The 21,063-nt window shown below is 57.6% G+C and carries 23 protein-coding genes and 1 tRNA gene; 5 read left to right on the top strand and 19 right to left on the bottom strand.

Features of this window, described 5'->3' with window-relative positions:
• Window positions 1-17 precede the first annotated feature (17 nt).
• From GFN93_RS04385 to GFN93_RS04345, 9 genes are all read right to left on the bottom strand, one after another.
• Window positions 18-527: a demethoxyubiquinone hydroxylase family protein gene (locus GFN93_RS04385; protein WP_153499233.1), complete on the bottom strand. Its 510-nt coding sequence runs from the start codon at window positions 525-527 to the stop codon at window positions 18-20.
• Window positions 528-629: 102 nt separating this feature from the next.
• Window positions 630-926, bottom strand: a complete 297-nt coding sequence (locus GFN93_RS04380) for a hypothetical protein (RefSeq protein WP_153499232.1) — start codon at window positions 924-926, stop codon at window positions 630-632.
• A gap of 96 nt (window positions 927-1,022) precedes the next feature.
• The gene (locus GFN93_RS04375; protein WP_153499230.1) at window positions 1,023-1,475 is read right to left on the bottom strand and encodes a DUF4259 domain-containing protein; all 453 of its coding nucleotides are present in this window, start codon (window positions 1,473-1,475) and stop codon (window positions 1,023-1,025) included.
• A 406-nt stretch (window positions 1,476-1,881) separates the two neighbouring features.
• Window positions 1,882-2,241 carry a c-type cytochrome gene (locus GFN93_RS04370; RefSeq protein WP_153499228.1) on the bottom strand — a complete coding sequence of 120 codons (360 nt, stop codon included), beginning with the start codon at window positions 2,239-2,241 and terminating at the stop codon, window positions 1,882-1,884.
• 2 nt (window positions 2,242-2,243) lie between these two features.
• The gene (locus tag GFN93_RS04365) at window positions 2,244-2,711 is read right to left on the bottom strand and encodes a c-type cytochrome (RefSeq protein ID WP_328594243.1); all 468 of its coding nucleotides are present in this window, start codon (window positions 2,709-2,711) and stop codon (window positions 2,244-2,246) included.
• Between the two features lie 173 nt (window positions 2,712-2,884).
• Window positions 2,885-5,479 (bottom strand): CHASE2 domain-containing protein, encoded by a 2,595-nt coding sequence (locus GFN93_RS04360; RefSeq protein WP_153499227.1) that lies wholly within the window; start codon window positions 5,477-5,479, stop codon window positions 2,885-2,887.
• A 3-nt stretch (window positions 5,480-5,482) separates the two neighbouring features.
• Complete coding sequence (locus tag GFN93_RS04355; RefSeq protein ID WP_153499225.1) at window positions 5,483-6,616, bottom strand: FecR domain-containing protein; 1,134 nt, start codon at window positions 6,614-6,616, stop codon at window positions 5,483-5,485.
• A 33-nt stretch (window positions 6,617-6,649) separates the two neighbouring features.
• Window positions 6,650-7,339 (bottom strand): response regulator transcription factor, encoded by a 690-nt coding sequence (locus GFN93_RS04350; protein WP_328594242.1) that lies wholly within the window; start codon window positions 7,337-7,339, stop codon window positions 6,650-6,652.
• A gap of 151 nt (window positions 7,340-7,490) precedes the next feature.
• Window positions 7,491-7,820 (bottom strand): DMT family transporter, encoded by a 330-nt coding sequence (locus tag GFN93_RS04345; RefSeq protein ID WP_153499221.1) that lies wholly within the window; start codon window positions 7,818-7,820, stop codon window positions 7,491-7,493.
• Window positions 7,821-8,082: 262 nt separating this feature from the next.
• Between GFN93_RS04345 and GFN93_RS04340 the strand changes: the two genes are divergently transcribed.
• Window positions 8,083-8,159, top strand: a tRNA-Arg gene (locus GFN93_RS04340).
• A gap of 72 nt (window positions 8,160-8,231) precedes the next feature.
• On the opposite strand, the gene GFN93_RS04335 is transcribed toward GFN93_RS04340, so the two are convergent.
• Window positions 8,232-9,260 (bottom strand): AraC family transcriptional regulator, encoded by a 1,029-nt coding sequence (locus GFN93_RS04335; protein WP_153499219.1) that lies wholly within the window; start codon window positions 9,258-9,260, stop codon window positions 8,232-8,234.
• 132 nt (window positions 9,261-9,392) lie between these two features.
• Between GFN93_RS04335 and GFN93_RS04330 the strand changes: the two genes are divergently transcribed.
• A complete protein-coding gene (locus tag GFN93_RS04330; RefSeq protein WP_153499217.1) occupies window positions 9,393-10,280 on the top strand; it encodes a fatty acid desaturase family protein in 888 nt (295 codons plus the stop codon).
• Between the two features lie 163 nt (window positions 10,281-10,443).
• Here GFN93_RS04330 and GFN93_RS04325 read toward each other — a convergent pair whose 3' ends face one another.
• Together GFN93_RS04325 and GFN93_RS04320 are read right to left on the bottom strand one after the other, a co-directional pair.
• The gene (locus tag GFN93_RS04325) at window positions 10,444-11,265 is read right to left on the bottom strand and encodes an alpha/beta hydrolase (protein WP_153499216.1); all 822 of its coding nucleotides are present in this window, start codon (window positions 11,263-11,265) and stop codon (window positions 10,444-10,446) included.
• Between the two features lie 78 nt (window positions 11,266-11,343).
• On the bottom strand, window positions 11,344-12,843 hold the full coding sequence (locus GFN93_RS04320) for a flavin-containing monooxygenase (protein ID WP_153499214.1): 1,500 nt from the start codon (window positions 12,841-12,843) through the stop codon (window positions 11,344-11,346).
• Between the two features lie 172 nt (window positions 12,844-13,015).
• On the opposite strand from GFN93_RS04320, the gene GFN93_RS04315 reads away from it, so the two are divergent.
• Both GFN93_RS04315 and GFN93_RS04310 read left to right on the top strand, forming a co-directional pair.
• Window positions 13,016-14,032 (top strand): AraC family transcriptional regulator, encoded by a 1,017-nt coding sequence (locus tag GFN93_RS04315; RefSeq protein WP_208993718.1) that lies wholly within the window; start codon window positions 13,016-13,018, stop codon window positions 14,030-14,032.
• A gap of 241 nt (window positions 14,033-14,273) precedes the next feature.
• Window positions 14,274-15,566 carry an outer membrane protein transport protein gene (locus GFN93_RS04310; RefSeq protein ID WP_235901648.1) on the top strand — a complete coding sequence of 431 codons (1,293 nt, stop codon included), beginning with the start codon at window positions 14,274-14,276 and terminating at the stop codon, window positions 15,564-15,566.
• 151 nt (window positions 15,567-15,717) lie between these two features.
• On the opposite strand, the gene GFN93_RS04305 is transcribed toward GFN93_RS04310, so the two are convergent.
• From GFN93_RS04305 to GFN93_RS04285, 5 genes are all read right to left on the bottom strand, one after another.
• Window positions 15,718-17,289: a PepSY-associated TM helix domain-containing protein gene (locus tag GFN93_RS04305; protein WP_153499211.1), complete on the bottom strand. Its 1,572-nt coding sequence runs from the start codon at window positions 17,287-17,289 to the stop codon at window positions 15,718-15,720.
• The gene (locus GFN93_RS04300; RefSeq protein WP_328594240.1) at window positions 17,286-17,543 is read right to left on the bottom strand and encodes a hypothetical protein; all 258 of its coding nucleotides are present in this window, start codon (window positions 17,541-17,543) and stop codon (window positions 17,286-17,288) included. The genes GFN93_RS04305 and GFN93_RS04300 overlap by 4 nt, the downstream gene beginning before the upstream one ends.
• On the bottom strand, window positions 17,540-17,818 hold the full coding sequence (locus tag GFN93_RS04295) for a hypothetical protein (protein ID WP_153499209.1): 279 nt from the start codon (window positions 17,816-17,818) through the stop codon (window positions 17,540-17,542). Before GFN93_RS04295 ends, GFN93_RS04300 begins: the two co-directional genes overlap by 4 nt.
• A gap of 86 nt (window positions 17,819-17,904) precedes the next feature.
• Window positions 17,905-18,495, bottom strand: a complete 591-nt coding sequence (locus tag GFN93_RS04290) for a hypothetical protein (RefSeq protein WP_153499207.1) — start codon at window positions 18,493-18,495, stop codon at window positions 17,905-17,907.
• Window positions 18,492-19,103, bottom strand: coding sequence for a hypothetical protein (locus GFN93_RS04285; protein WP_153499206.1), 612 nt, complete (start codon window positions 19,101-19,103; stop codon window positions 18,492-18,494). The genes GFN93_RS04290 and GFN93_RS04285 overlap by 4 nt, the downstream gene beginning before the upstream one ends.
• Window positions 19,104-19,373: 270 nt before the next feature.
• Here GFN93_RS04285 and GFN93_RS04280 point away from each other — a divergent pair, with 270 nt between their 5' ends.
• Complete coding sequence (locus tag GFN93_RS04280; protein WP_235901647.1) at window positions 19,374-20,054, top strand: HNH endonuclease; 681 nt, start codon at window positions 19,374-19,376, stop codon at window positions 20,052-20,054.
• 203 nt (window positions 20,055-20,257) lie between these two features.
• Here the strand turns inward: GFN93_RS04280 and GFN93_RS17310 are convergent, their stop codons facing one another.
• Complete coding sequence (locus tag GFN93_RS17310) at window positions 20,258-20,554, bottom strand: hypothetical protein (RefSeq protein WP_235901645.1); 297 nt, start codon at window positions 20,552-20,554, stop codon at window positions 20,258-20,260.
• Window positions 20,555-20,808: 254 nt separating this feature from the next.
• Complete coding sequence (locus tag GFN93_RS04270) at window positions 20,809-21,039, bottom strand: hypothetical protein (RefSeq protein WP_153499203.1); 231 nt, start codon at window positions 21,037-21,039, stop codon at window positions 20,809-20,811.
• Between the last annotated feature and the right edge of the window lie 24 nt (window positions 21,040-21,063).

Below are 21,063 nucleotides of genomic sequence, written 5' to 3'. Positions count from 1 at the left end.
GCGTACAGTTACATAACCTAAAGCTTATTCGAAAGCCAAATAGCGAACTTCGTTGACCACTGAACAAGCCAGAAAATTGGCTTATAGACAATAGAATCCCCACCATTTTCCTTCCCTACCTCTTGGTGCTCTTCTTCGTCTTGTTTGATGCTCAAAACAGCAGCATGTATTTCAGCATCATGAAGCTCCAAGAACGACAATTGCCAATGCAAATGATGCAGCACAGCTGTTTCTATTGAGTTTGTACAGACCCAGATAGCATTACGGCCTAAAAGGGCTGTAATTATTCCTAGCCCCCAACCCCCTAATGCCCATACAGTCAATCCGTAGCAGTGGCGGATGCCTCGTGATTTAAGGATCCGATTGAACGTAGCGTAATGCTCGCGCTCATGGCTTAGCATTTCTTCGAGCACCTTCACTAAATCTTTGTACAGAACCCGAGCGACAAGCAATTGGGCGCTATAGATCCCTATGGCGCCTCTTTCGCCTGCATGATCAACCCTGACAATCCTTTCAACTTCCTTCATGCAACCAGCTTGAAGAGCGATTCATGTAACGCTGCCGGCAGCGGCCGAGCGGAGCGAGGTCCAGCCCCGCAGGGGCGATGCTGCCTTTTTCTTGTTAACTCATTAATCACCGGTGTAGATCTTTAACTTCCCACACTTGGACTCATCAATGATTTTCAGCCCCTGGTGCCGAAGGTATAGCCCAGACAGAAAAATCCCCAAGCTTCCACTAGCAACAACAATTATATCTAGCTTTTCTGGATTGACTGCCAAAGCTAAAAAAGGGGCAAACATTGCCCAAAGGAGCTTTTCGCTTAGATTTAGTAATTGTCTTCCGTATAGCTCCTTTGTTTCCTGATGCTCGTAATAATCATGACCGCTTCCATGTAAGAATTTTGGCCATTTCCAGAATTTCAACATCTCAGATTTCCTTTCCTGAAACCAGTTAACGCCCGCATTTGCGGAAATTTGGAGCACAGCGGAAATTTATCCGCAACATGCGCTTGTTATGTGCTTTCACTGTAGCCGCTTAGTCATGGTCTCGGCTCCGAGTCGCCAAGCATCAAAGTACTGACTATCTTTCCACAGCCCTGCCAATTCAGACCTCGCTTCGTCCAGACAATAGCCGATTGCTAATCTCGCCTTTTCAAGAAGCAAGTTACTCGGGCTATCCAATGATAGAATCCACTCATTACCGTCGAACGGGATACTCCCTAGGTCACCCGTTCTTTTTGCAACAATAATCTCTGCTGCAGCAAATACGATTGAGCATTCGTCCACGTCAAGATAACCAACCGGCGGCACATCAAAGGCACGCTCTATGATAATTCCCCGAATTGGCGCCCCCTGGATATCCAGGTACCAATCTTGAGCCATATCGTTATCGTAGCTCCCCACTCCCCAAGCTCCCGCTGATGCGGCAATAGGAAACAAGATAGTCAAAATAAAAAGCGCAAGCCTCTCAGACATGTCCACTCTCACATAACAGTTTATTCAATTGCAGATGCGATATAACATTTTGCTGTATATCCCCGATCTTCCCGCCCGCAAGAAGTACATCAAATTGCCTGCCAATCAGTGACTTACCCCACAGGCAAGAATCACTCTCAACAGACTTTTCTTGCACTTGCGTGTTGAACGGGAATTTTTAATCGGACTTTTCTTGCATCTGCTTTGGCAAGAAAACAACCTAACCCAATCACTTACAAAAATATGTAAGCCATGTCCTACATATTCAACTTGCGCGCGAGTGAAAACAGCAGCTTGGAGAGAGATTTAAAGGAGCGAGCGAATACAAACGTCAGATCGCGGGCACGGCCCCACCGCCAACTTGGCGCCCGATCGCACCTTGTAGCTTGAAACTGCCAGCTGGTTTTTATTTCGCCGCGCTGAGCTGCAGCATGTAGATGACGGCGTTGCGGATTTCCTGATCGGAACAGTCGTAGCAGTTGCCGCGGGGAGGCATGGCATTGATGCCATGGATGGCTTCCTGGACGAGGGTTTCGAAGCCCTCTTCTTCCACTTCGTGGGACCAGTAGAGTCGGTGGTCCTTGCCTACTTGAGGAGCGCCACCTGCGCCGCTGCCATGGCAGTTGACGCAGTACTGGCGATACAACAACGCCCCGCTGCGTTGATCTGCCTGATTGGCAGCCGCAGCCGGGGCGTTGTTGCTGGAGTCGTTATCGGAGCAGGCGGCCAATAGCAGGGCCGCCGCTGCGAACAGAATCCGGATCATGCTTACTTGCTTTCGCTGACCATGTACTCAACGGCCGCTTTGATCTCGTCGTCGGAGCAGGTCATGCACATGCCTTTCGGGGGCATGGCGTTGATGCCGTTGATGGCGTGCTTGACCAGGGTCGCGTTGCCTTGGGCAATACGGGGAGCCCAGGCAGCAACATCGCCAGTCTTGGGTGCGCCAGCAGCGCCGGTGGCGTGACAGGCAGCACAGGCGGAGTTGTAAACGGCATCGCCAGAGCGCGGGCCGCTGGCAACTTCAGCCGCCGCAGGGGCTGCAGTACCACATTCTTCACCTTCGACGCACACAGAACCAACCGGCTTGATACGCTCTTCGATGGCACGATCGCTGAACACGGAGCGCTCACCCAGCGGGTAAGGGGAAATTTCCTTGGTGCTCTTGGCAGCCACATTGCCGGCGGCAAACAGGGCGGCAATCAGTACCAGGCTGGCTGTCAGGATCTTTTTCACAATTACACCTCTACTGTTCTGTGAGTCGCCTCAGGGGCGTGCGGTTGGCGATTATACCCGCTCTGGCCGTGGGGACAAAATGGCATCTTTTTGCGGCTTTGGTGATGGGGGCGCCGACGCTGCAGGCCCGGTTCCAAACACCCCAAAACCGGCCCCTTACATTCCAATCTGCCCTACCCCATGTCAATGCGAGGTAAAACCAGGGTAAACCGGCTGCCTTCGTTGATCGTACTCTGCACCCGGATATCTCCGCCGTGACGCTCGGTGACCACCTTGACGAACCTCAATCCCATGCCCGCGCCACGCACACCCGCGCCGCCGCTGGTGCTGGCGCGGGTAAAGCGCTGGAACAGGCGCGCCTGGAATTCCGGTGGAATGCCCACGCCACGGTCACGCACTTCGCAACACACCTGGCCATTGTCCGCATACAATTTCACGTCCACGGAACTGCCTTCATGGCTGTATTTGATGGCATTGGTGAGCAGGTTCACAACCAGACGCTCGAGTAACTCATTATTGCCCTGCACCCAGACATCCTGAGTCGGGTCGTAGTCAAAGCGCAGTACGATATCGCGCTGCTGAGCCTGGATCTGCACTTGATCAATGGCACTTTCGACCACATCGAGCATGTCCTGCTCATTCATTTCCACGGTTTCCACCGCTTCCACCCGGGCCAACTGCAGGAACTGCTCGGCAATGTTCAGGTTCTTCTGGGCATAGTGCTGGACGTTATCGAGGAACTGCGGCAGTTCATCCCCTTGATTGCCCTGACGCATTTTTTCGGTCAGGGCCAGCACCGACACCATGGGGGAACGCAGATCGTGGGAGAGAAAATCTAGCATTTCCGAACGGGTACGCAGGGCCAGCTTCACCTCGGAAATATCCTTGAACGACAGGATCATCATCCGCCCCGGGTTGTCGCCAGCGTGCACCAGCAGCATATCCAGATACAGGTCGGCACCCTGACGGTTGCGGCATTCCAGCTGGCTGCGACCCTCGCTGAGCGTGCGGCGCAGCAGCTCGTCCCAGCCGTGTTCACGCAACTCCAGCTCCCGGCCAATGTCGGTTACCGGGAAATCGCCGCTGTTGAGGCGCCCCGCATCCACGCCCAGCAGCAACGCCGCCTGGGGGTTGGCAAACACAATACCGCCACAGGCATCGGCAATGACCACCCCTTCGCGGATCTGCGCCAGTGTCACCTGGAAAAAACGGGTCAGGGCCTCCTGACGCTCTTCTTCGCGGCGCAACCTGTCGATGTGATTTTCCAGTACCTCATAGCGCGGACCGGCGCTGGGCACACCGGAGCGGATGCGCACCAACATGGCGTGCACCCAGTAATCGTAGGTATCGGCATCCAGCCCCTGGTGCCAGACCAGCTGCAGCTCACAACGGCGCCCCTCATAACGGAAGCGATATTGGCGCGCCAGTTGCCCTTTCCATTCGGAAGCAGCCAGTTTCTCGCCACCGGACAATGGCGTCTCCAGGCCATACAGCTGCCAGGCCCGGACCGGCAATACGCGATCCAGCATCACGCCAAATTGCTCCAGTGACGCTGAACGAGTGAGACGTCGGTTGAGCTCGCTGTATTCCGACAGCCGCTCCAGCGCCTTGCGCATATACGACAGGGAGTATTCCAGGCGGCGCCAGGTCCACAGCGGGTAGCCCATCAGCGCCGCCGTCATGGCGGCGGCGGGCGGGAACCACAATCGCAGGGTGATCAACATCACCATGCTCACCAGCATGCACGACAGCATGATGGCGGCCACCAGCGGAATGCTCCAGCGCGGTAGCACATAGGGCAACAGTAGCGGAGCGAGCAGCGCCAGCAGCGCGCTAAGCACCAGCACGCTGGGCATGTTGAGTTCGCGGATCAGGGTGTCGCTGCGCAGGGCATCGAGCAAATTCGCATTGATCTCCACCCCCGCCATCAGCTCGCCGCTGTTGGCCACCGGGGTCGGCAGCATGTCACCCAGACCCGCAGCCGTGGCGCCCACCAACACAATGCGGTCACGGATCAACTGTTCAGGGATCAGGTTTTCCAGGAGCTCCACAGCGGAGATTTGCGGGTAACTGTTGGGACCGCTGACAAACGGAATATAGCGGTGGTAACGCCGCACATTGGCGAGACCGGAAAACTCTTCGCCCTGATCCGAAGGGAAGCGGTTTTCTGCCATTTCCCCTTCATGAATCAGCAAGGTCTGGGTAATGTGCGGCCACCAGGCCTGGCCGATGCCGGAACGCATATACACGGACCGGGCCACCCCATCGTCGTCCAGCTCCAGATCCACGTGGCCCAGTCCGGCAGCGGCTCGGGCAAAGGGAGAATAAGGCAACACTTCGATGAGCTGGCCGCCGGCGCGTAATTGCTCCACATGCACTGGCAAGTAGACATGGCCGTTGGCCGCCATGGCATCCACCAGCGCCTGATCTGAATCCGGGTTGTTGCGATCCGGCTCTGACAGAATCAAATCCATCAGCACCGCACGGGCCCCCATCTCGGTGAGCCGGTCGATGATCTGGGCATGCACCTTGCGGTCCCAGGGCCAGCGTCCAATCTCGCGCAAGCTGTATTCATCAATGCCGACAATCACCACATCGCTGGCCGGATCATCCGGCAGCGTTTGCATCAGGTTGTCGTAGATGTAGCGATCAACAAAGGAAAGTGCGCCACTGACACTGAGCAAGATACTCAGCCCCGCCACCAGCAGCAGCACCGAAATGTGCTCGGCCAGATAGCGGCGCTGGTCCAGTGTCAGCCGGTTGCGCATGGTCTAGAGCGCCAGCATCAGGGCGACCCCACCAATGAATACCCACAGGTCCCAGGACTGTTTCTTTTCCGGTTCGGGCTGGGGCTCAGGCTCAAGCTCCGGCTCTGGGGTGGGGGCCGGCGCAGCGAGCGGTGGCGGGGTGATGCTGATGGCCTGCCAGGCCTCCTCTCCGCGGAGCCCATTGGCATCCACAGCACGCACCAGCAGGCGATACTCGCCCACCGGCAGATTCTGCTGCCAGCGGGTTTCTGACACGAATTGCTGCCCCAACAAGGTATCGTCAGGCTGCTGATACCACTCCACCACATACTGCTGGGCATCCGCCTGGGCGGGCCAGACAGCGTCAGCACCGGTTGGGGACTCGGTTACCGCCAGAGATGGCGCAGGCAGGAGTGCCACCGGCTCGATGGGCGGCTCATCCACTGCTGCCAGGGTGGCATAACCCGCCATGACCTCACGAGTGGTTTTACGGCCACTCACGTCCACCTGCCCCTCCAGCACTTCGTTACGGCTGGTCTCGGCGCCATCCACCGTCAGGTAGTATTCGGTGCCACGCACCGCCGCCACCACTCCCGGGGTGTAAACCTCAAAGGTGGCTTCATCCTGATCCTGGGGAGAGACACTGTTGCGGATCGCCCCGCGCTCCAGGCGCAACTCGGTGCGCTCACCCTTCTGGCCGAGGAAGCGGCGATACTGGTTTACTACCAGCAGGGAGGAAGGCTTGATGCGCACCACGGATTGATCGGCAAAGTGCACTTTGGCACTGCCATCCATGCCGGTTTCAAGAGCATCACCAAAGGCAACGGTCTGCCCTTCGGTGACCACGACGGGCTCGCCACCCGCAGCCGGGTACAGCAGCACTTCCCCGGTGACGCCACGCACCGTGGCTGAAATGGGTTTTTCCTTGAGCCAATCGATGGGCACCCGCAGGGTGTCACCGGGGCGAATACTGTGGGGATTATCAAGGCCGTTGTAGGAGGCCAGCTCACGCCAGCAGGCGTCGGGCTGTTGAGCAAAACGATCGCAGATCTTCCACAGGGAATCACCGGGACGAAGGGTGTACTGCCAGTCTTCCTGTGCACTTGCCACGGACGACATCAGTCCCAGCAGCAGCGCCATCCACAACCAACCCTTCATTAGCCCCTTCCTGATAAGTACCCTGTCTTCAGCTTATTCTTCGATCGGCTCCAGCCGATAACCGTGCTGATAGACTGTCTTGATACGGTAGCCGCGTTCCGGACGAATCTGCAGGCTGCGACGAATCCGGCTGATGTGTACATCCACGGTTCGCGATTCAATGGGCGTCATGATGCCCCACACCTTTTCCAGCAGGTGTGCACGACTCATTAGCTTGCCCACATTCTGGAACAGATAACAGGCCAGCTCGAAATCCTTGTCCGTGAGCTTGACGGGCTCCTCGTCCAGCAGGATCTGGCGTCGCGCACGATCCACTGTCCAGGGCCCCACCGAGAGCGCCGTTTCTTCATCCATTTCCGCTACCCCTGCCCGGCGCCCGAGGGCGGTGATACGGGCCAGCAATTCCGCTTGCTTGGTCGGCTTTACCATGTAGTCATCCGCGCCGAGCGACAATGCGCCGACAATAGAAGATTCATCATCACGCTGGGTGGCGAACAGTACCGGGGTACGATTACCGCTAGCCCGCACTTCTTCCAGCACGGCATAGCCATTCATGTCCGGCACTTCCCAGTCCAGCAGGAGAATATCGAAAGTGTCACGCCGCAATAACGACATGAACTCGCGGCCGCTGGATTGGTGGATACAGTTATGCCCTGCCTCCTTCAGCCAGTGGGTCACCAGCTCGGCCTGGGCCATATCATCTTCCAGATAAGCAATCCGCACGGTTTTCTCCATCTCTTTGCAATCTGCAATTGCCTGCAAAGACTACCGGTTCATCAAAGAGTTAGTGGGAAAAGATTGTAAAAAGCCAGCTAACCGCATTCGACACGAAAACCTCACTGAGGTCCAACATCACCCGCTTTCTGCCTGACAATCACGCCGCCTTTCCCGTCAGCTTGAGCCCAACCACACCGACAATAATCAGGGCCATGAACAGCAGCCGTGACACACTGAGTGGATCACTGAACCAGAGAATCCCAATCACGGTGATGCCTACCGCGCCCAGTCCAGTCCATACCGCATAGGCCGTACCCACCGGTATGCCACGCATGGCATAGGACAGCATCAGCATATTGAGACCGGTGAGCAGCAGGGAGGTTCCAATGGACCACACACCGGGGTGTGTCTGTATCCATTTCAGACTCAAGGCCCAAGCCACTTCCACAATCACTGCCAGCAACAACACCACCCAATAAACGTTCATCCGGACACTCCGTCATTTATCGGGCTCGATCAAAGGGCAAGAACGTCGGAAACCCGCAAGAGACGGTCTGCCAGACAATGGCCGCACCAGAACAGGGCAGCGAACAGATTATAGCCAACCCGGCCGGGAACTGAACAACCGGAATGCCCCATGCATGGACGCCACCGCCGCAACCGGCTATCATTCGCCGCCGTTGGATCCCCAAGTTCCAGCCTGCACAGCCAGGGTGCCAGATGCCCCCGACCGCTGTGCAACAAGTTCTGCGCCCGTAGCTCAGCTGGATAGAGCGTTGCCCTCCGGAGGCAAAGGTCAGAGGTTCGAATCCTCTCGGGCGCGCCATATAGAAAGGCCTCTCAATCGAGAGGCCTTTTTTTATGCCTGGCGCCAGTGATGCCACGGCCGTTCAGCCCCTCAGGATTCCGTCCCTGCCGCCCCCTCGCTCCGGTATTCACTGGGTGAACAGCCCTGCCAGCGACGAAAGGCCCGGACAAATCCGCCCGCATCGGTATAGCCAAGATGGGCGGCGACTTCTTCGATTTTCATGCTGGTACTGCTCAGTAACTGCAGGCCGAGCTGTTTGCGCTCATCGTCAACAAGATCCCGGTAACTAGTGCCCTCCTGTTCCAGCCTGCGCCGCAGACTGCGGGATGAGAGCGCTAACGAGCTGGCCATGTCATTCAGGGACGCCCCCAGGCCAAGGTCACCCAGCAGTTTCCGCCGTACCCGGCCAGCCATCCCGATATTTTCCACGGTTTCCATACGCTGCCGGCATTGCTGCTCCAGCATCCCTGTCAGGGCGGCATCAAAACCGGGAAATGCCTGACTGACCCCGGCCCGGTTGACCAGGATACGGTTGGCCGACGCATGAAAGCGGGGAGCCACCCCGCACAGCGACGCCACGGTGTCTGCCGCCACGTCGGTGTCACCGGTAAACTCCACCGCCTTGAACTCCACGCCCTGAAAGGTAATTTCACGGATCAGGTTCATGGCCGTCGCCATGTCCCGTTCAAGCAGGAACTGGCGCAGGTGCGCGGGAATCGGATCAGGATCGAACACCACCCCGAAGGCGTCCTCTTCGTCACAAATGGTGATGTGGCAGTAGGCGGTGCTCAACGGCAGATAACGCAGCCCCAGGGAGGCCGCATCGCGCAGGGTGCGACAGGTGCGCAGGGCAAAGCCCCAGACCCCGAAGGTGGCGAGATTGTATTGCAGCCCGAGATCAAAACCCGACGCCCCCACCTCAGGCAGCGCCAGCACCAGATTCTCTATCAGACGCATTTCCTGCGTACGGGTGACCAGGCCCTCACCATCACTCAGGGCATCTTCTGCAATGCCGGTACCCAGCAAACAGGTCTGTCGGTCTATCCCGTTGCGCTGGGCAAAGTTGACCATGACCTGTGTGATGGCCACTGAGTGCAGTTTGTCATCAGTTGTTTGCATTGCCCGTTACCGCCGCCACTGTCCCGAAACACTGTGGCCACTTTTTCAGGGTGAATGGCCACGCAGGCTATTCTGGTTATTTTCTTGCCGCCGTAACCTGAAGCCCGGTAACACCTACAAAAGGCAACCAGCATGGATTCGGCAACACTGAACAAACAGGCGATCACCTGCGCCAAACACTATATGGGGAAAACCGCCTGGCCGACAGTTGCGCTTACGCTCGCCGTGGTGGTCGCATTTGTCTTGACGCTATTCCTGTTTGCCAGCGGCATGTTACCCGCCTGGGCCGCCTTTTTGGCTGTGGCCACGCTGACCTACATGTCCTACACCCCTTTGCACGAAGCCGCCCACGGCAACATTCATGGTCAGCACGACGGCCGCAAATGGATCAATGATCTGTGCGGCTACCTGGTCGCGCCGATCATTGCGATTCCGTATGCCTCACACCGCATCGAGCACTTTACCCATCATCGCTATACCAACCAGCCAGACAAGGATCCGGATTTTGTCGTCAGTGGGATGCAGAAGAGTCCGCTGTCATTAATCACCGCCGGACTGCGTTTTCAGTGGACTCAGAATACATTTTTTGTGACGCACAGTTGGCAAAGCGCATCGCGGATGGAGCGGCTCATTTACTGTTTGGAAATCGCCATCTCCCTGGGCTGGCGCATTGCCTTCCTGATGCTGGTGAGCCAGCCCGGCACCGTGCTGGTCATTCTGCTGGCCTACTACGCCGGCGGGCTGTTCACGGCCTACTGGTTTGCCTATCGCCCCCACCTGCCATACAAGGTCAGCGAGCGGTACCGCAACACCAACAGCCTGATCATGCCGACCTGGATGAAACCCGTTGAGTGGTTCTGGCTGGGACAGAATCTGCACTCCATCCATCACCTTTTTCCACGGGTCCCTTTCTACCACTACCATGCACTGCATCAGGAGATCGAACCGATCCTTCGCACCCAGGGCACGCCGATCATTGGCATTTTTTCACGCAAACCCATGGGCAGTGACATGGAATAATAATCACCATCGCCTCAGTCTGTTGCGCGGGCAAAGGCAAAGGGCAATGCACCCTGCCCGCCCCACCTGAAAAAGCGAGGCCGACTATTCATTGGCAATGGACAAAAAAAGCCCGCCTCGTCTGCAGACTGCATAACGGACGGGCTGTTGTAGCTCACGCTGCTTAACCGGCCATCAAGGCCTCGGTGTCGGGCAGTGCGGGGGCGGTTTCTTCCAGCCAGTTGAACATGGCCAGACGAATTTCCCGGAAGTAGTAACCACCCACCGTCCAGTGATCACAGCCTGGAATTTCAATGAGTGTGCAGCGATCGCCGTAGCGTTGGGCAATGCGACGCTGCACACCGATGCTGGTAATACGGTCTTCCACCCCGCCAATGATCAGGATCGGGCAGCGAATACTGCTCGGCTCCACATTGGCAAAGGTATGTTTACTGAAGGCGGCGAGGGTCATCTGGAAGGTGACCATGCCGGACTCGTAGCTACAGGTGGAATAAATTTCCCGCTGCACCACTTCGCTTTGCGCATTGCCGATGCCGTATTGCACGTTGGCCAGTCCCAGACTGGTGGCACTGCGCCACAACGGAAAAAGAAAAAGGTTGCGACCCAGCGTGCGGAATACCGACCAGCCCAGCCCATTAATGCCTGCCGGTGCCGCAGAGGACAGCAATATCAGCCGGTCACAGGCAACCCGCGCGGCCAGTAACTGGGCCAACAGCCCACCCATGGAGTGGCCGACTACAATAGGCGCTGCGCCCATTTTCTGCACATGATCCACCAGGTACTCCACATAGTCCTGCAACCTGGCCCGTGCCAGGCTGGCGAGGCTCGCCGAGGAGTGCTCAGCCCGTGGGCGATGGAAAGGCAGGGTGACCGAGTCCACGGTGTAGCCCTGATCGATAAAGGCATCACGCACTTCATGCAGGGTTTCACCATCACTCCACATGCCATGAATCAGCAGCACAGGCGGCTTGGAACTATCTTTCATTTTTTACTCCCTGTGCCTGCCCCGAATAGCTCTCCCAAATCCTGTGTTACCCGGGCAGGCACTACAATTAAACCAAACTCAAGCGGATGCGCGCAGCGGCGTCACGTTGCTGTCGCGCGCCGCTTCCGGACCAGCAAACTCCAGTATGCCATCAGCCACCGGGTCCTCCGTCAGCAGTTTCTTGTCCTGCCCGTAATGCATGGTGACCTTCCAGGGACCACCGCGCCCCTGACGGGGCATGCGATCCTTGGCGCGGTTAATGTAACCCGGCGCGAAGCCATCAAGCATCCCTACTTCTGTCAGGTTGTTGTGATGATCCACCGGGGTGGCCACCGTTGCCCCCGTCTTTTCCATCTGATCGAACAAGCGGCACAGGTACTGGCCACCGATATCACTCTTCAGCGTCCAGGGCGCATTGGTATAACCGAAGATCCAGCCGTAGTTGGGAATATCCTGAATCATTAGCCCCTTGTAGGTCATCTTCTGCGTCAGGTTCACCGGCTCGTGGTCCAGCTCCAACTGCAAGCCGCCCATCAACTGCACATCCAGGCCCGTGGCGGTGACAATGATATCTGCCTCCAGGTGTTGGCCGGACTTCAGCATGATACCGGTCTCATCGAAGTGATCGATATGATCAGTGGCCATGTCCGCTTTGCCGGAACGCAGGGCATCGAAAAAATCACCGTCTGGCGCTGCACAGAGGCGCTGATCCCAAGGCATGTATGACGGTGTAAAGTGCTTCACATCAATATTCGGAGCACGTTTGCTCATGTGCGAGATCAGCAGCTTGCGGGCCTTTTCCGGCCAGCGCTGACAGGCCAGGTAGAGGCCGCGCTGGAACAGGATGTTGCGTTTGCGGGTAATGTTGAACACCCATTTTTTCGGCATCACCTTGTTCATGGCCATGGACACTTTATCGGTATCCGGCATGGCCATGATGTAGCTGGGGGAGCGCTGCAGCATGGTGACCCGGGCAGCCTTTTCCGCCATGGCCGGCACCACGGTAATGGCGGTGGCACCACTGCCGATCACCACCACTTTCTTGCCGCTGTAATCGAGGTCCTCCGGCCACTGCTGGGGGTGAACAATCTGCCCCTTGAAGCGCTCCTCGCCCTCGAAATGCGGGCGGTAACCGTGATCGTAGTTGTAGTAACCAGCGCAGTTCACGATGAAACCGCAAGTGTAGGTTCGGGTTTCACCGCTGGCCTCATGCAGGGCCGGAATCACCCAGTGCTGGTTGCTGCTCGACCAATTGGCCTTTTCCAGTTTCAGGCCGTACTTCACCTTGTCGTAAAGGCCAAACTCCCTGGCCGTCTCCGCCACGTATTCGCGGATATCGCCGCCCTTGGCCAACACCTTGTCCGAGTACCAGGGTTTGAAGTTGAAGCCAAAGCTGGCCATATCGGAATCAGAGCGGATCCCCGGGTAGCGGAACAGGTCCCAGGTTCCGCCCACTTTTTCACGGCGCTCGAGGATGGCCATCGTCTTGCCGGGGTACTCGCGGGCAATGTGGCAGGCGGTGCCGATGCCGGAGAGTCCGGCACCAATGATGATGATGTCGTAGTGCTGGGCGGTCATGGCCGTCTCCTTGTTATTGATATGAATACCTATTGTCGACCTAATATTTCCCCAGCCCCTCTTGACAATCTTGACGATTGCGGACATTTTTTTGACATATCGCGACAATATGGCGACCCAAAATGCAACGATTTGCCCCGATGTCCGAGGCAATCTCATTGGAGAGCACAGCGTGACCAGCCTAATCCGGGCCACCAACCTCTGGGGCTATGAAGAACAGGTAAAGCGCACGGGCGGCGATCCTTTTCCGCTTCTCGCCCGGCATCGCATCCCGCCGCAGGAGGATCGGGAAGACCAGAGCTTCCTGGTTCTCAAAGACTTCATTGCCCTATTGGAAGACACCGCGAAAAGCCTCGGAGACCCGGGCTTTGGCATGAGCCTGGCGGACTATCAGGGCATGGACATTCTCGGGCCAATCTCCGTCATTGCTCGCAGCTCCATGACCGTGGGGGACGCCATTCAAAGCATCGGTCGCTATCTGCACCTGCACTCCCCGGTTCTCAGCGTTGATACTCAAATGGTCATGCTGGACGGCCACCCCGCTATCCAGTTCTTCTACCATATTGAAGAAGAAGACCTGGGCTACTGGGTGCAGCCCCACGAATTGGGTATGGCTAATGCCATGCAGGTCATCAAACTGCTGTGTGGAGACGACTTTCAGCCCTTATCCGTTCATTTCAGGCACCCACGTAATGCGGACGAGTCAGCTTACCGATCAATGTTCCGCTGCGAAGCGTTCTTCGAGCAGAGCTGGACTGGCTTCTACTTGCCCATGTCGACCTATGCCATGCCTCTCTCCAGTGCCGACCACCAGACCTGGCAACTGGCGGAACGCTATCTTGATTCCCAGCAGGCACCGAATGCCAGCAGCCTGTCCGAAGACATCACCCGCCTGATCAACACCCTGCTGCCGACCGGGCGCTGCTCCAGCGACACCATTGCCTCTCACCTTTCGATGCACAAACGCACATTACAGCGCCGCCTCGCCAGAGAGGGAGCCACTTACGAACAGCTGCTAGGCGCTGAACGGATGAGGCTGGCCCGTCAATACTTGATGGAGCCCAATCTCAAACTCAGCCAGATCGCCGGTCTGCTCGGCTACTCCGAGCAATCTGCCTTCAACAGGGCCTGCCGGGACTGGTTCGACCTTACTCCCAGAGCGTACCGCAAGCAGTTACTTCAACACTGATTCCTGAACCTCTGGGCGCCCCCTCCGAGTCCAAATCATTTACTTTGTACACAAAACGCGAAACGCGCCATCATTCGATGTGACAATGAAACATGTTCATAACTTTAAACATCATGTTTACGTCTTTTAAGTGTGATATTGGCGACAAATGGTGCATTTTTTCCGCGAAAGCCCATGGCCATACCGGTCGGTACGGTGATACCGTGCGCGCGCTAATCAACATGCATAACTCGGGAAAGCTATGATGATGTATTCACACAAGATGATTTTGGCGGCCTCTATTGCTGCCGCATCGAGTCAGCTGATGGCCAATGGCCTGTCACTCAATGAACAGAGCGCCAGCAGCGCAGGTTCCGCCTACGCCGGCCGTGCATCCAGCGCCGACAACGCCAGCGTTCTTTACGGTAACCCGGCGGCCATGAGCCGACTGAAGCGTGCCGAAGTGTCCGGCGGTCTGGCCTTTATCGATGCCAGCACCGATATCAGTGATGCCAGCGGCCCGTTCCCCGGCACCAACGACGGTGACATGGTGCCGTTCTCCGCCGTGCCCTTCGGCTACTACGTGACGCCGATCAACGAGAAACTGCACGCCGGTATCGGCCTTTATGTGCCGTTTGGCGTGGAAAGCGACTATGAAGATAGCTTCCAGGGACGCTACCACGGCCTGAACAGCCTGGTTCAGGTGGTCACCATCCAGCCCACCATCAGCTATGCCTTTAACGACAAGGTCTCTGTGGGTTTCGGGCCGACCATCAACCACATTGAAGGCAAGCTGACCAGCGCCCTACCCAATGTTCTCTATGGCGGCAGTGGCGATGCAGACGTGGATATTGAGGGCGATGATATTGGCTACGGCTACAACCTGGGTGTTCTGGTGGCTGTCAGCGACCGTCTGGATTGGGGCCTGACCTATCACTCCAAGGTAGACTTCACCCTGGAAGGTGACACCACGGTAAGTGGCGGCAACGGCTTGCTTGGCCCTGTCCCCCCCAACCCCATGATCCCCACAGGGCTGCCCGGCCTGAACGGCAAGTACGATGCCGAGCTGGACATCACCATGCCCGAATCCATCGACACTTCCTTCAGCTTTCAGGCCACCGAAGAGCTGACCCTGCATGCGGGTGCGACCTGGACTCGCTGGAGCCGCCTGGAAGGGATTGAGGTGGAGAACAGCGGTGTACACCCTGCTTATGCTGCTGATTTTGGCACCGTTTCTGAAGAGCTGAACTGGGAAGACACCTGGGCCGTGGCCATCGGTGGCGCCTACCAGCTGAACCCGGACTGGGTACTGCGCGCCGGTTACGCCAAGGACCGCACCCCCACCAGCGATATGGACCGTACCGTGCGTATCCCGGTGAGCGACCGCGATATTGTCACCTTGGGTGCCGGCTGGAATGTGTCAGAAGACCTGACGCTCGATGCGGCCTACGCCTACATCGACGAGAAGGAAGGGCGCGTTTCCCAGCAGACTTATAGTGCGGACTTCGAGAACAGCGCACACGGCCTTGCCCTGCAGGCCACCTACCGCTTCTGATCCTTCAGTCAGCGGAAACGAAAAAGCCGGGCCATCGCCCGGCTTTTTTTGTGGGCCGCTCTGCGCTTTATTCATCAAGCCTCACGCGAAAGACCACCCAACCCGAAAGCCAAGGTTTTGCCTTTCGAAACGCGCAACTCATCACTCGCTACTAGCTATCCAACTCGGCATCAGCCAGATGAATCGGATGCTCATCACTGAGCCGACCCACCCACAACGGATGCGGCTCCGCCAGACGGACCCGGCGACGAAAATGCGCACGCAATATCCAAAGGATGACGGCCAACCCCAGCATCAACAGGTTCACCAGCAACACATCCCCTTCCTGCCACGCTCGACGCCCCTCCAACGCGACCGACAGCATTGGAATCAGCAGATAGAGCCAGGGCATGATGCGCACACCCTGACCACAGAACCGCAACGGCGATGCCCGCAGACTCCAGCCAATCACGGGTACCAGCACCACCCAGAAGGCCAGCCTCTCCAGCAATGGCACCCATTCATCCAGTGGCGAATGCAGGCCCACTTTGCTGACCCAGAAACTCACCGCCACGCCACTGACAACGCCTACGCTGACACCCAGTGTCAACCGCAACAAAAATGCCGAGGCGCGGGAAGGCCCTGTGCGATCACTGCGCCGCTCACACCAGAGCACATTCCCCGACACAAACAGCAGACAGCCCAACAAGCCGAGCAGAAAATACATCAGCTTTACCGGCACCCCGCCGTAATCACCAAAGTGCAGCGCATAGACCGATGACAGTGAAGCGTCATTGAGATCACGCTGCCCGGGACTGATCACCCTCAGGGTTTTCAATGTTGGATCCAGTACCACATGGACATGATGCCCAAGATGCCCCGGCACCGAACCCGCCACATCCAGCCAACCCTGGCTGTCGCCATAACCGCGCACCTCAACCCAGGCCACCTGCACTCCCGGCACTTCGTGGCTGGCAGCGGAAAGATAGTCTTCCATCAGCGCCATGGCCACCGGCTCACCCGATGACTCCATCGCAGGCCAGACATCCGTCTCCGTGCTGATAACACCCTGCAGCTGAGGGCCGAACACCAGGGCCCCCAGCAATAAGGCCATCACCGCGAACAGCCCCATGGCCGCCCCCGTGATCGCCATGATCAGGTGAAAGGGAAAACTGATCACCCCAATGACGTTATGGAGGTTCTTCCAGTAGCGACGCAGATTGCCCTGATGGCGCAGAGCAAGCCATTCCCTGCCCAGCTTGGGCCAGTGAATAACCAGACCACTGAAGAGCGCAACGCCATACAAAACGGCCACCAACCCCATCAACGTCATGCCGATGTTGAGCCCCCCCTTGCCGCCGGGAATGGCCAGCTGGTAATGCAGCTCGTTGATAAAATCTGCCAGCTCGGAGACGGGCTGCGCCCTGAATACACCCTCATCGGAAAAGCTTGAAGCACGCGCCGTTTGCCACTCGCCATCCTGCAACCACATTGCGGCCGGGTCGGCCCCCGGCTGGAAATACAGCCGTTTTGCCGCCTGGGGAAAACGCGTGGTGAGCTGCTCCAGAAAGCGATCCGGATTCCGCGGCTCGGCGGTGTGCGACGGCAAAGACTGCCAGTGATGGAGCTCGTGATGAAATACATTGATCGCGCCGGCAAAAAACGCCACAAACAGCAGCAATCCGCAGACCATCCCCACTGAGGCATGCAGGCCAATAAAACGGCGCAGTCGCTCAGCCTTCATGACCCACCCCCATAAAGGGCGGTGGACTGCAGCAGCATTAACGCCACGCCATTACCGGCAGCCAACCCGACCAGTGCCGGCCAGGATCGCTGTGGCAGAGTTGCCAGCACCACCAGCGCCATCCACAGTGTCACTACCAACAGCAGCATCAGTACCAGCCAGGATGACCACGGTACCGGCACCGCAGCCGCCAGCAGCCCTACCGACATCACACTCAAGGGAAGTGACAACAACAAGGCTGCCCACACTCTCACAGGCGGCCTCCGGTTTTCTGAAAGCTGTCTCGATAGTGCCCAACCAGCAACACCAGCACCAACTGAGCCAGAACAAACACCCACAACCCCACCATCAAACCAAGTGTCACCCCCTGGGACAGGACCCACAGCCCGGCAGCCCCCGTGAGCAAAGCCAGAGAAACCAGCCGCAACCAGGGCGCCAGCGGCACGGTCAACAGGCGCTGTTCACGATCGGTAAGATATAGCAGTACTGCTGAAACCAGCGTCAGTAGTGACGCGGCAATCCCCGCCATTGAGATGTCCTTTCTCAGATCTGATAATGGTTCTCATTTAATAGCAGCAAGGAAACAGCGTCAATGCCGAGTGGCAGCAGGGAGAATCAGTGCAGAGGACGAAGCGGCAACAGGGCTTCGGTGGCACGGCTGAGTCGTGCAGTGGAGAGGCGGCTCCAGTCAATACCATCGCGGTCGGGCATCCAGACATCCCTGAACGCAGCGGCATCGGCCACCGCCATCTCCGGGCTGAGCATGGCTGCACCGTGGCACCCCTCGGCGGCAAACCCACCGACCTGGCGCATCACAGACCACCAGCCAGCGGGGCGGGAATGCAACTTCACCTGACTCAGATTGCAAGACTCCTCCAGTTCTGCCACCGCACATTCCAGCATGTTGTCCTGCTGAGAACTGAGGCCCTGACGCCACAACGCTGATCCCGCCACCACAACGATCGAAGGGAAGGTGCGCATTAACGCCTGAAGAGTCTCTGCCTCACTGAGAGGTTCTCCCAGCACCACCCGGTAAAAAACCGGCCGCTCGGGAGCCACCTGACGGATCACTCCCGCCTCCAGCCAGCGCAAAGTCACATCCAGCGCATGTTCGCCATCACCCGGCAGGCGCTGCTTCAAATCAGACAGGGAAAAAATCCTGGGCAAGCTATCCAGCGATGGCAACATCACGTCCAGCTGTATCATGGCTCCAGCACCCTTGCGGTGGGTAATGGCAGCCCCAACCATTGACGCAATACCATAACGAGCCGCAAAAGCTGGCAACAGATGGCCACCTTGCGCGGCTCAGGAAGACAAGTACGACGCAGCAGGATCGCCTGTTCAAGACGCGCCTCCAGCTGAGACACCTGCGTCGGATTGACCCGACCGGGAAATTGTTTGGCGGTGAGACGGCGAGTAAGCAGTTGCCCCTGCAGGTCCTCCTCCAGTGTCACGTAGGCGCGCATCACCAGACTGAAGCTACCCAGACGCCGCATGGAACGCGCCGAATGACGACGACGGGGTTTTTCCTTTCTGAGCGGAACCATTGGCGCCAACCAACGGACCAGCCAATCCATCAGGCGCACCCAACCTGCGCCACGTTGCTGGCTGCTCAGGTACCACCACCATGCCTGCAGACGGGAGATGTCACTGCGCAGCACCCGGGCCTGGCGCCATTGACACCCACCCACTCCGGACGCCAGCCCGGCACGGTAAACTGCCAGATACTCGGACAGCGCCTGCAGGCGATGCTCCACGGCTTCGAGGGCAAGGCCATTGAGGCTGTCATTGCTCGACGAGCGGGAGGACGTCATAAAAGGCTCCAGGTACTTCGGTTGAGACTGCCATGGACACAATCGAACCCCCGGCCCTGCTCGCATCAGGTCCGGGGAGCCTAAATAGACTAACGTCCGTTTGGCCATCCCCCCAGCCGCAAAATGTGGCTTTTCGTAGTACCGCGTTGCGGTTTGTTTCGTCGTGGTAAATTGTCGGAACCAGTTCACACTATTTTCACCGTGCGCCATCGCTCACACGCTCAACGGCTGATATCTTACGCATTTATTCTTAGCTTAATGGGTAACTTCTTGCGCATCTTATTGACCTTTTTTCTTAGTCTCTCTCCCTCCCTGCTGCTCGCCCATCCCGGTGGACTGGACAACCAGGGAGGACATACTGACCGCCATTCCGGGGAGTACCATTGCCACAGAGACCAATGCAAACAGGCGCACGAAATACAAGGCAACGCAGAGCAAGAAGCCCGCGAAGAACGCCGCGCCTTCAGCACGCTCTATGATCGCGACATGTGGCCTCACTGGATTGATGATGATCGCGATTGCCAGGACACCCGCGCCGAGACACTCATCGAGAAAAGCCAGATCCCGGTCACCTTCAGCGACGCCCGCCACTGCACTGTGGCCAGTGGCCGCTGGTACGACCCCTACACCAATGTCACCTTCACCAACGCCCGCTCGCTGGACATTGATCACGTGGTCCCTCTACGGCATGCCCACGGTCACGGCGGCGACCAATGGAATGAAGCCCTGCGCCAGCAATTCGCCAACGACCCCCAAAACCTGATTGCCGTCTCTGCCAGTGCCAACCGCAGCAAGGGTGCCAGCAGCCCGGATGAATGGTTACCGGACAACCCGGCTTTCTGGTGTGAATACGGGCGCCGCTGGCAGGCAATCAAGGTACGTTATGAACTGATGGTGACGCCGCCGGAACAAGAGGCACTGGACAGGCTGGAGGCAACGTGTCGCGGATGACCGGCTCGCAACCTCTTACTCTAATTGGACCAGGATAGGCACCAATCTGTCACATGAAGCACGCCGTGACTTCCCGCTGATCCGCGATGAACCTAAAAAAAGCCGCCCCTGAATACCGGGAGCGGCTTTTTTAATTCAACAATTCAACACCGGCCCTGCCGGCCGGTATTGTGGCATGACGCAGGAAGTGCGCAGCGCGGCGATTACTCCGCAGCAGCGCCCTTCATGTCATCACCCATTTCTTCCATGGATTCTTCCGACTCTTCCATGGCCTCTTCCATTTCTTCGCCCATGGCTTCCATGTGCGCTTCTGCATCGGCCATGGCTTCGTCCATCTGCTCACCCATTTCTTCCATAGTGCCCTGGGTGTCCATGCTCTCAACGGCCTGATCTACTTTTTCACCAGCTTCTTCCATCGGACCATCGTTGCTGTCGCAGGCTGCCAGAAGAGCAGAAGACGCAAAAATGGCGGCCAGTGCCGCTTTCCCCAAAATACGCATAGATCTTACTCCTGATATTGCATAGTTATTTGCACCGGCACCCTAACCGGGAAGCCCTTGTGCAGACTTTGCATCACACCACAAAACCGGTTTTTTTGGCCTGAACGGCTTAATTCGTCCACTGAACGGCAGAGAGATCATCGCTTGGCAGCCAACCCGTTCACCGCAAACACAAAAAAACCGCGCCCGGGTTCGGGCGCGGCCTTTTAGTGGTGACACACCACAATGCGGTGTGTCGCATGAAACCAGCAGCGTTATTGTTCTGCCGCATCCTTCATACTTTCCATGGACTCTTCTGCACTCTCCATGGCGTTATCCAGGTCTTCACCCATTTCCTCCATGGGGCCCTTGGGATCCATGCTTTCCATTGCTTCATCCACTTTTTCGCCGGCTTTTTCTACCGGACCATCATTGCTGTCGCAGGCTGCCAGCAGCGCCGAGGAAGCAAAAATGGCGGCCAATGCCGCTTTCCCGAAAATACGCATAGACTCACTCCTTGGATGTCTTTG

Origin of the sequence: Alcanivorax sediminis, from assembly GCF_009601165.1 — a bacterium.
Lineage (GTDB): Bacteria > Pseudomonadota > Gammaproteobacteria > Pseudomonadales > Alcanivoracaceae > Alcanivorax > Alcanivorax sediminis.
The sequence above is the reverse complement of the archived record's forward strand: the minus strand, read 5'-3'. Positions and strand labels throughout refer to the sequence as shown.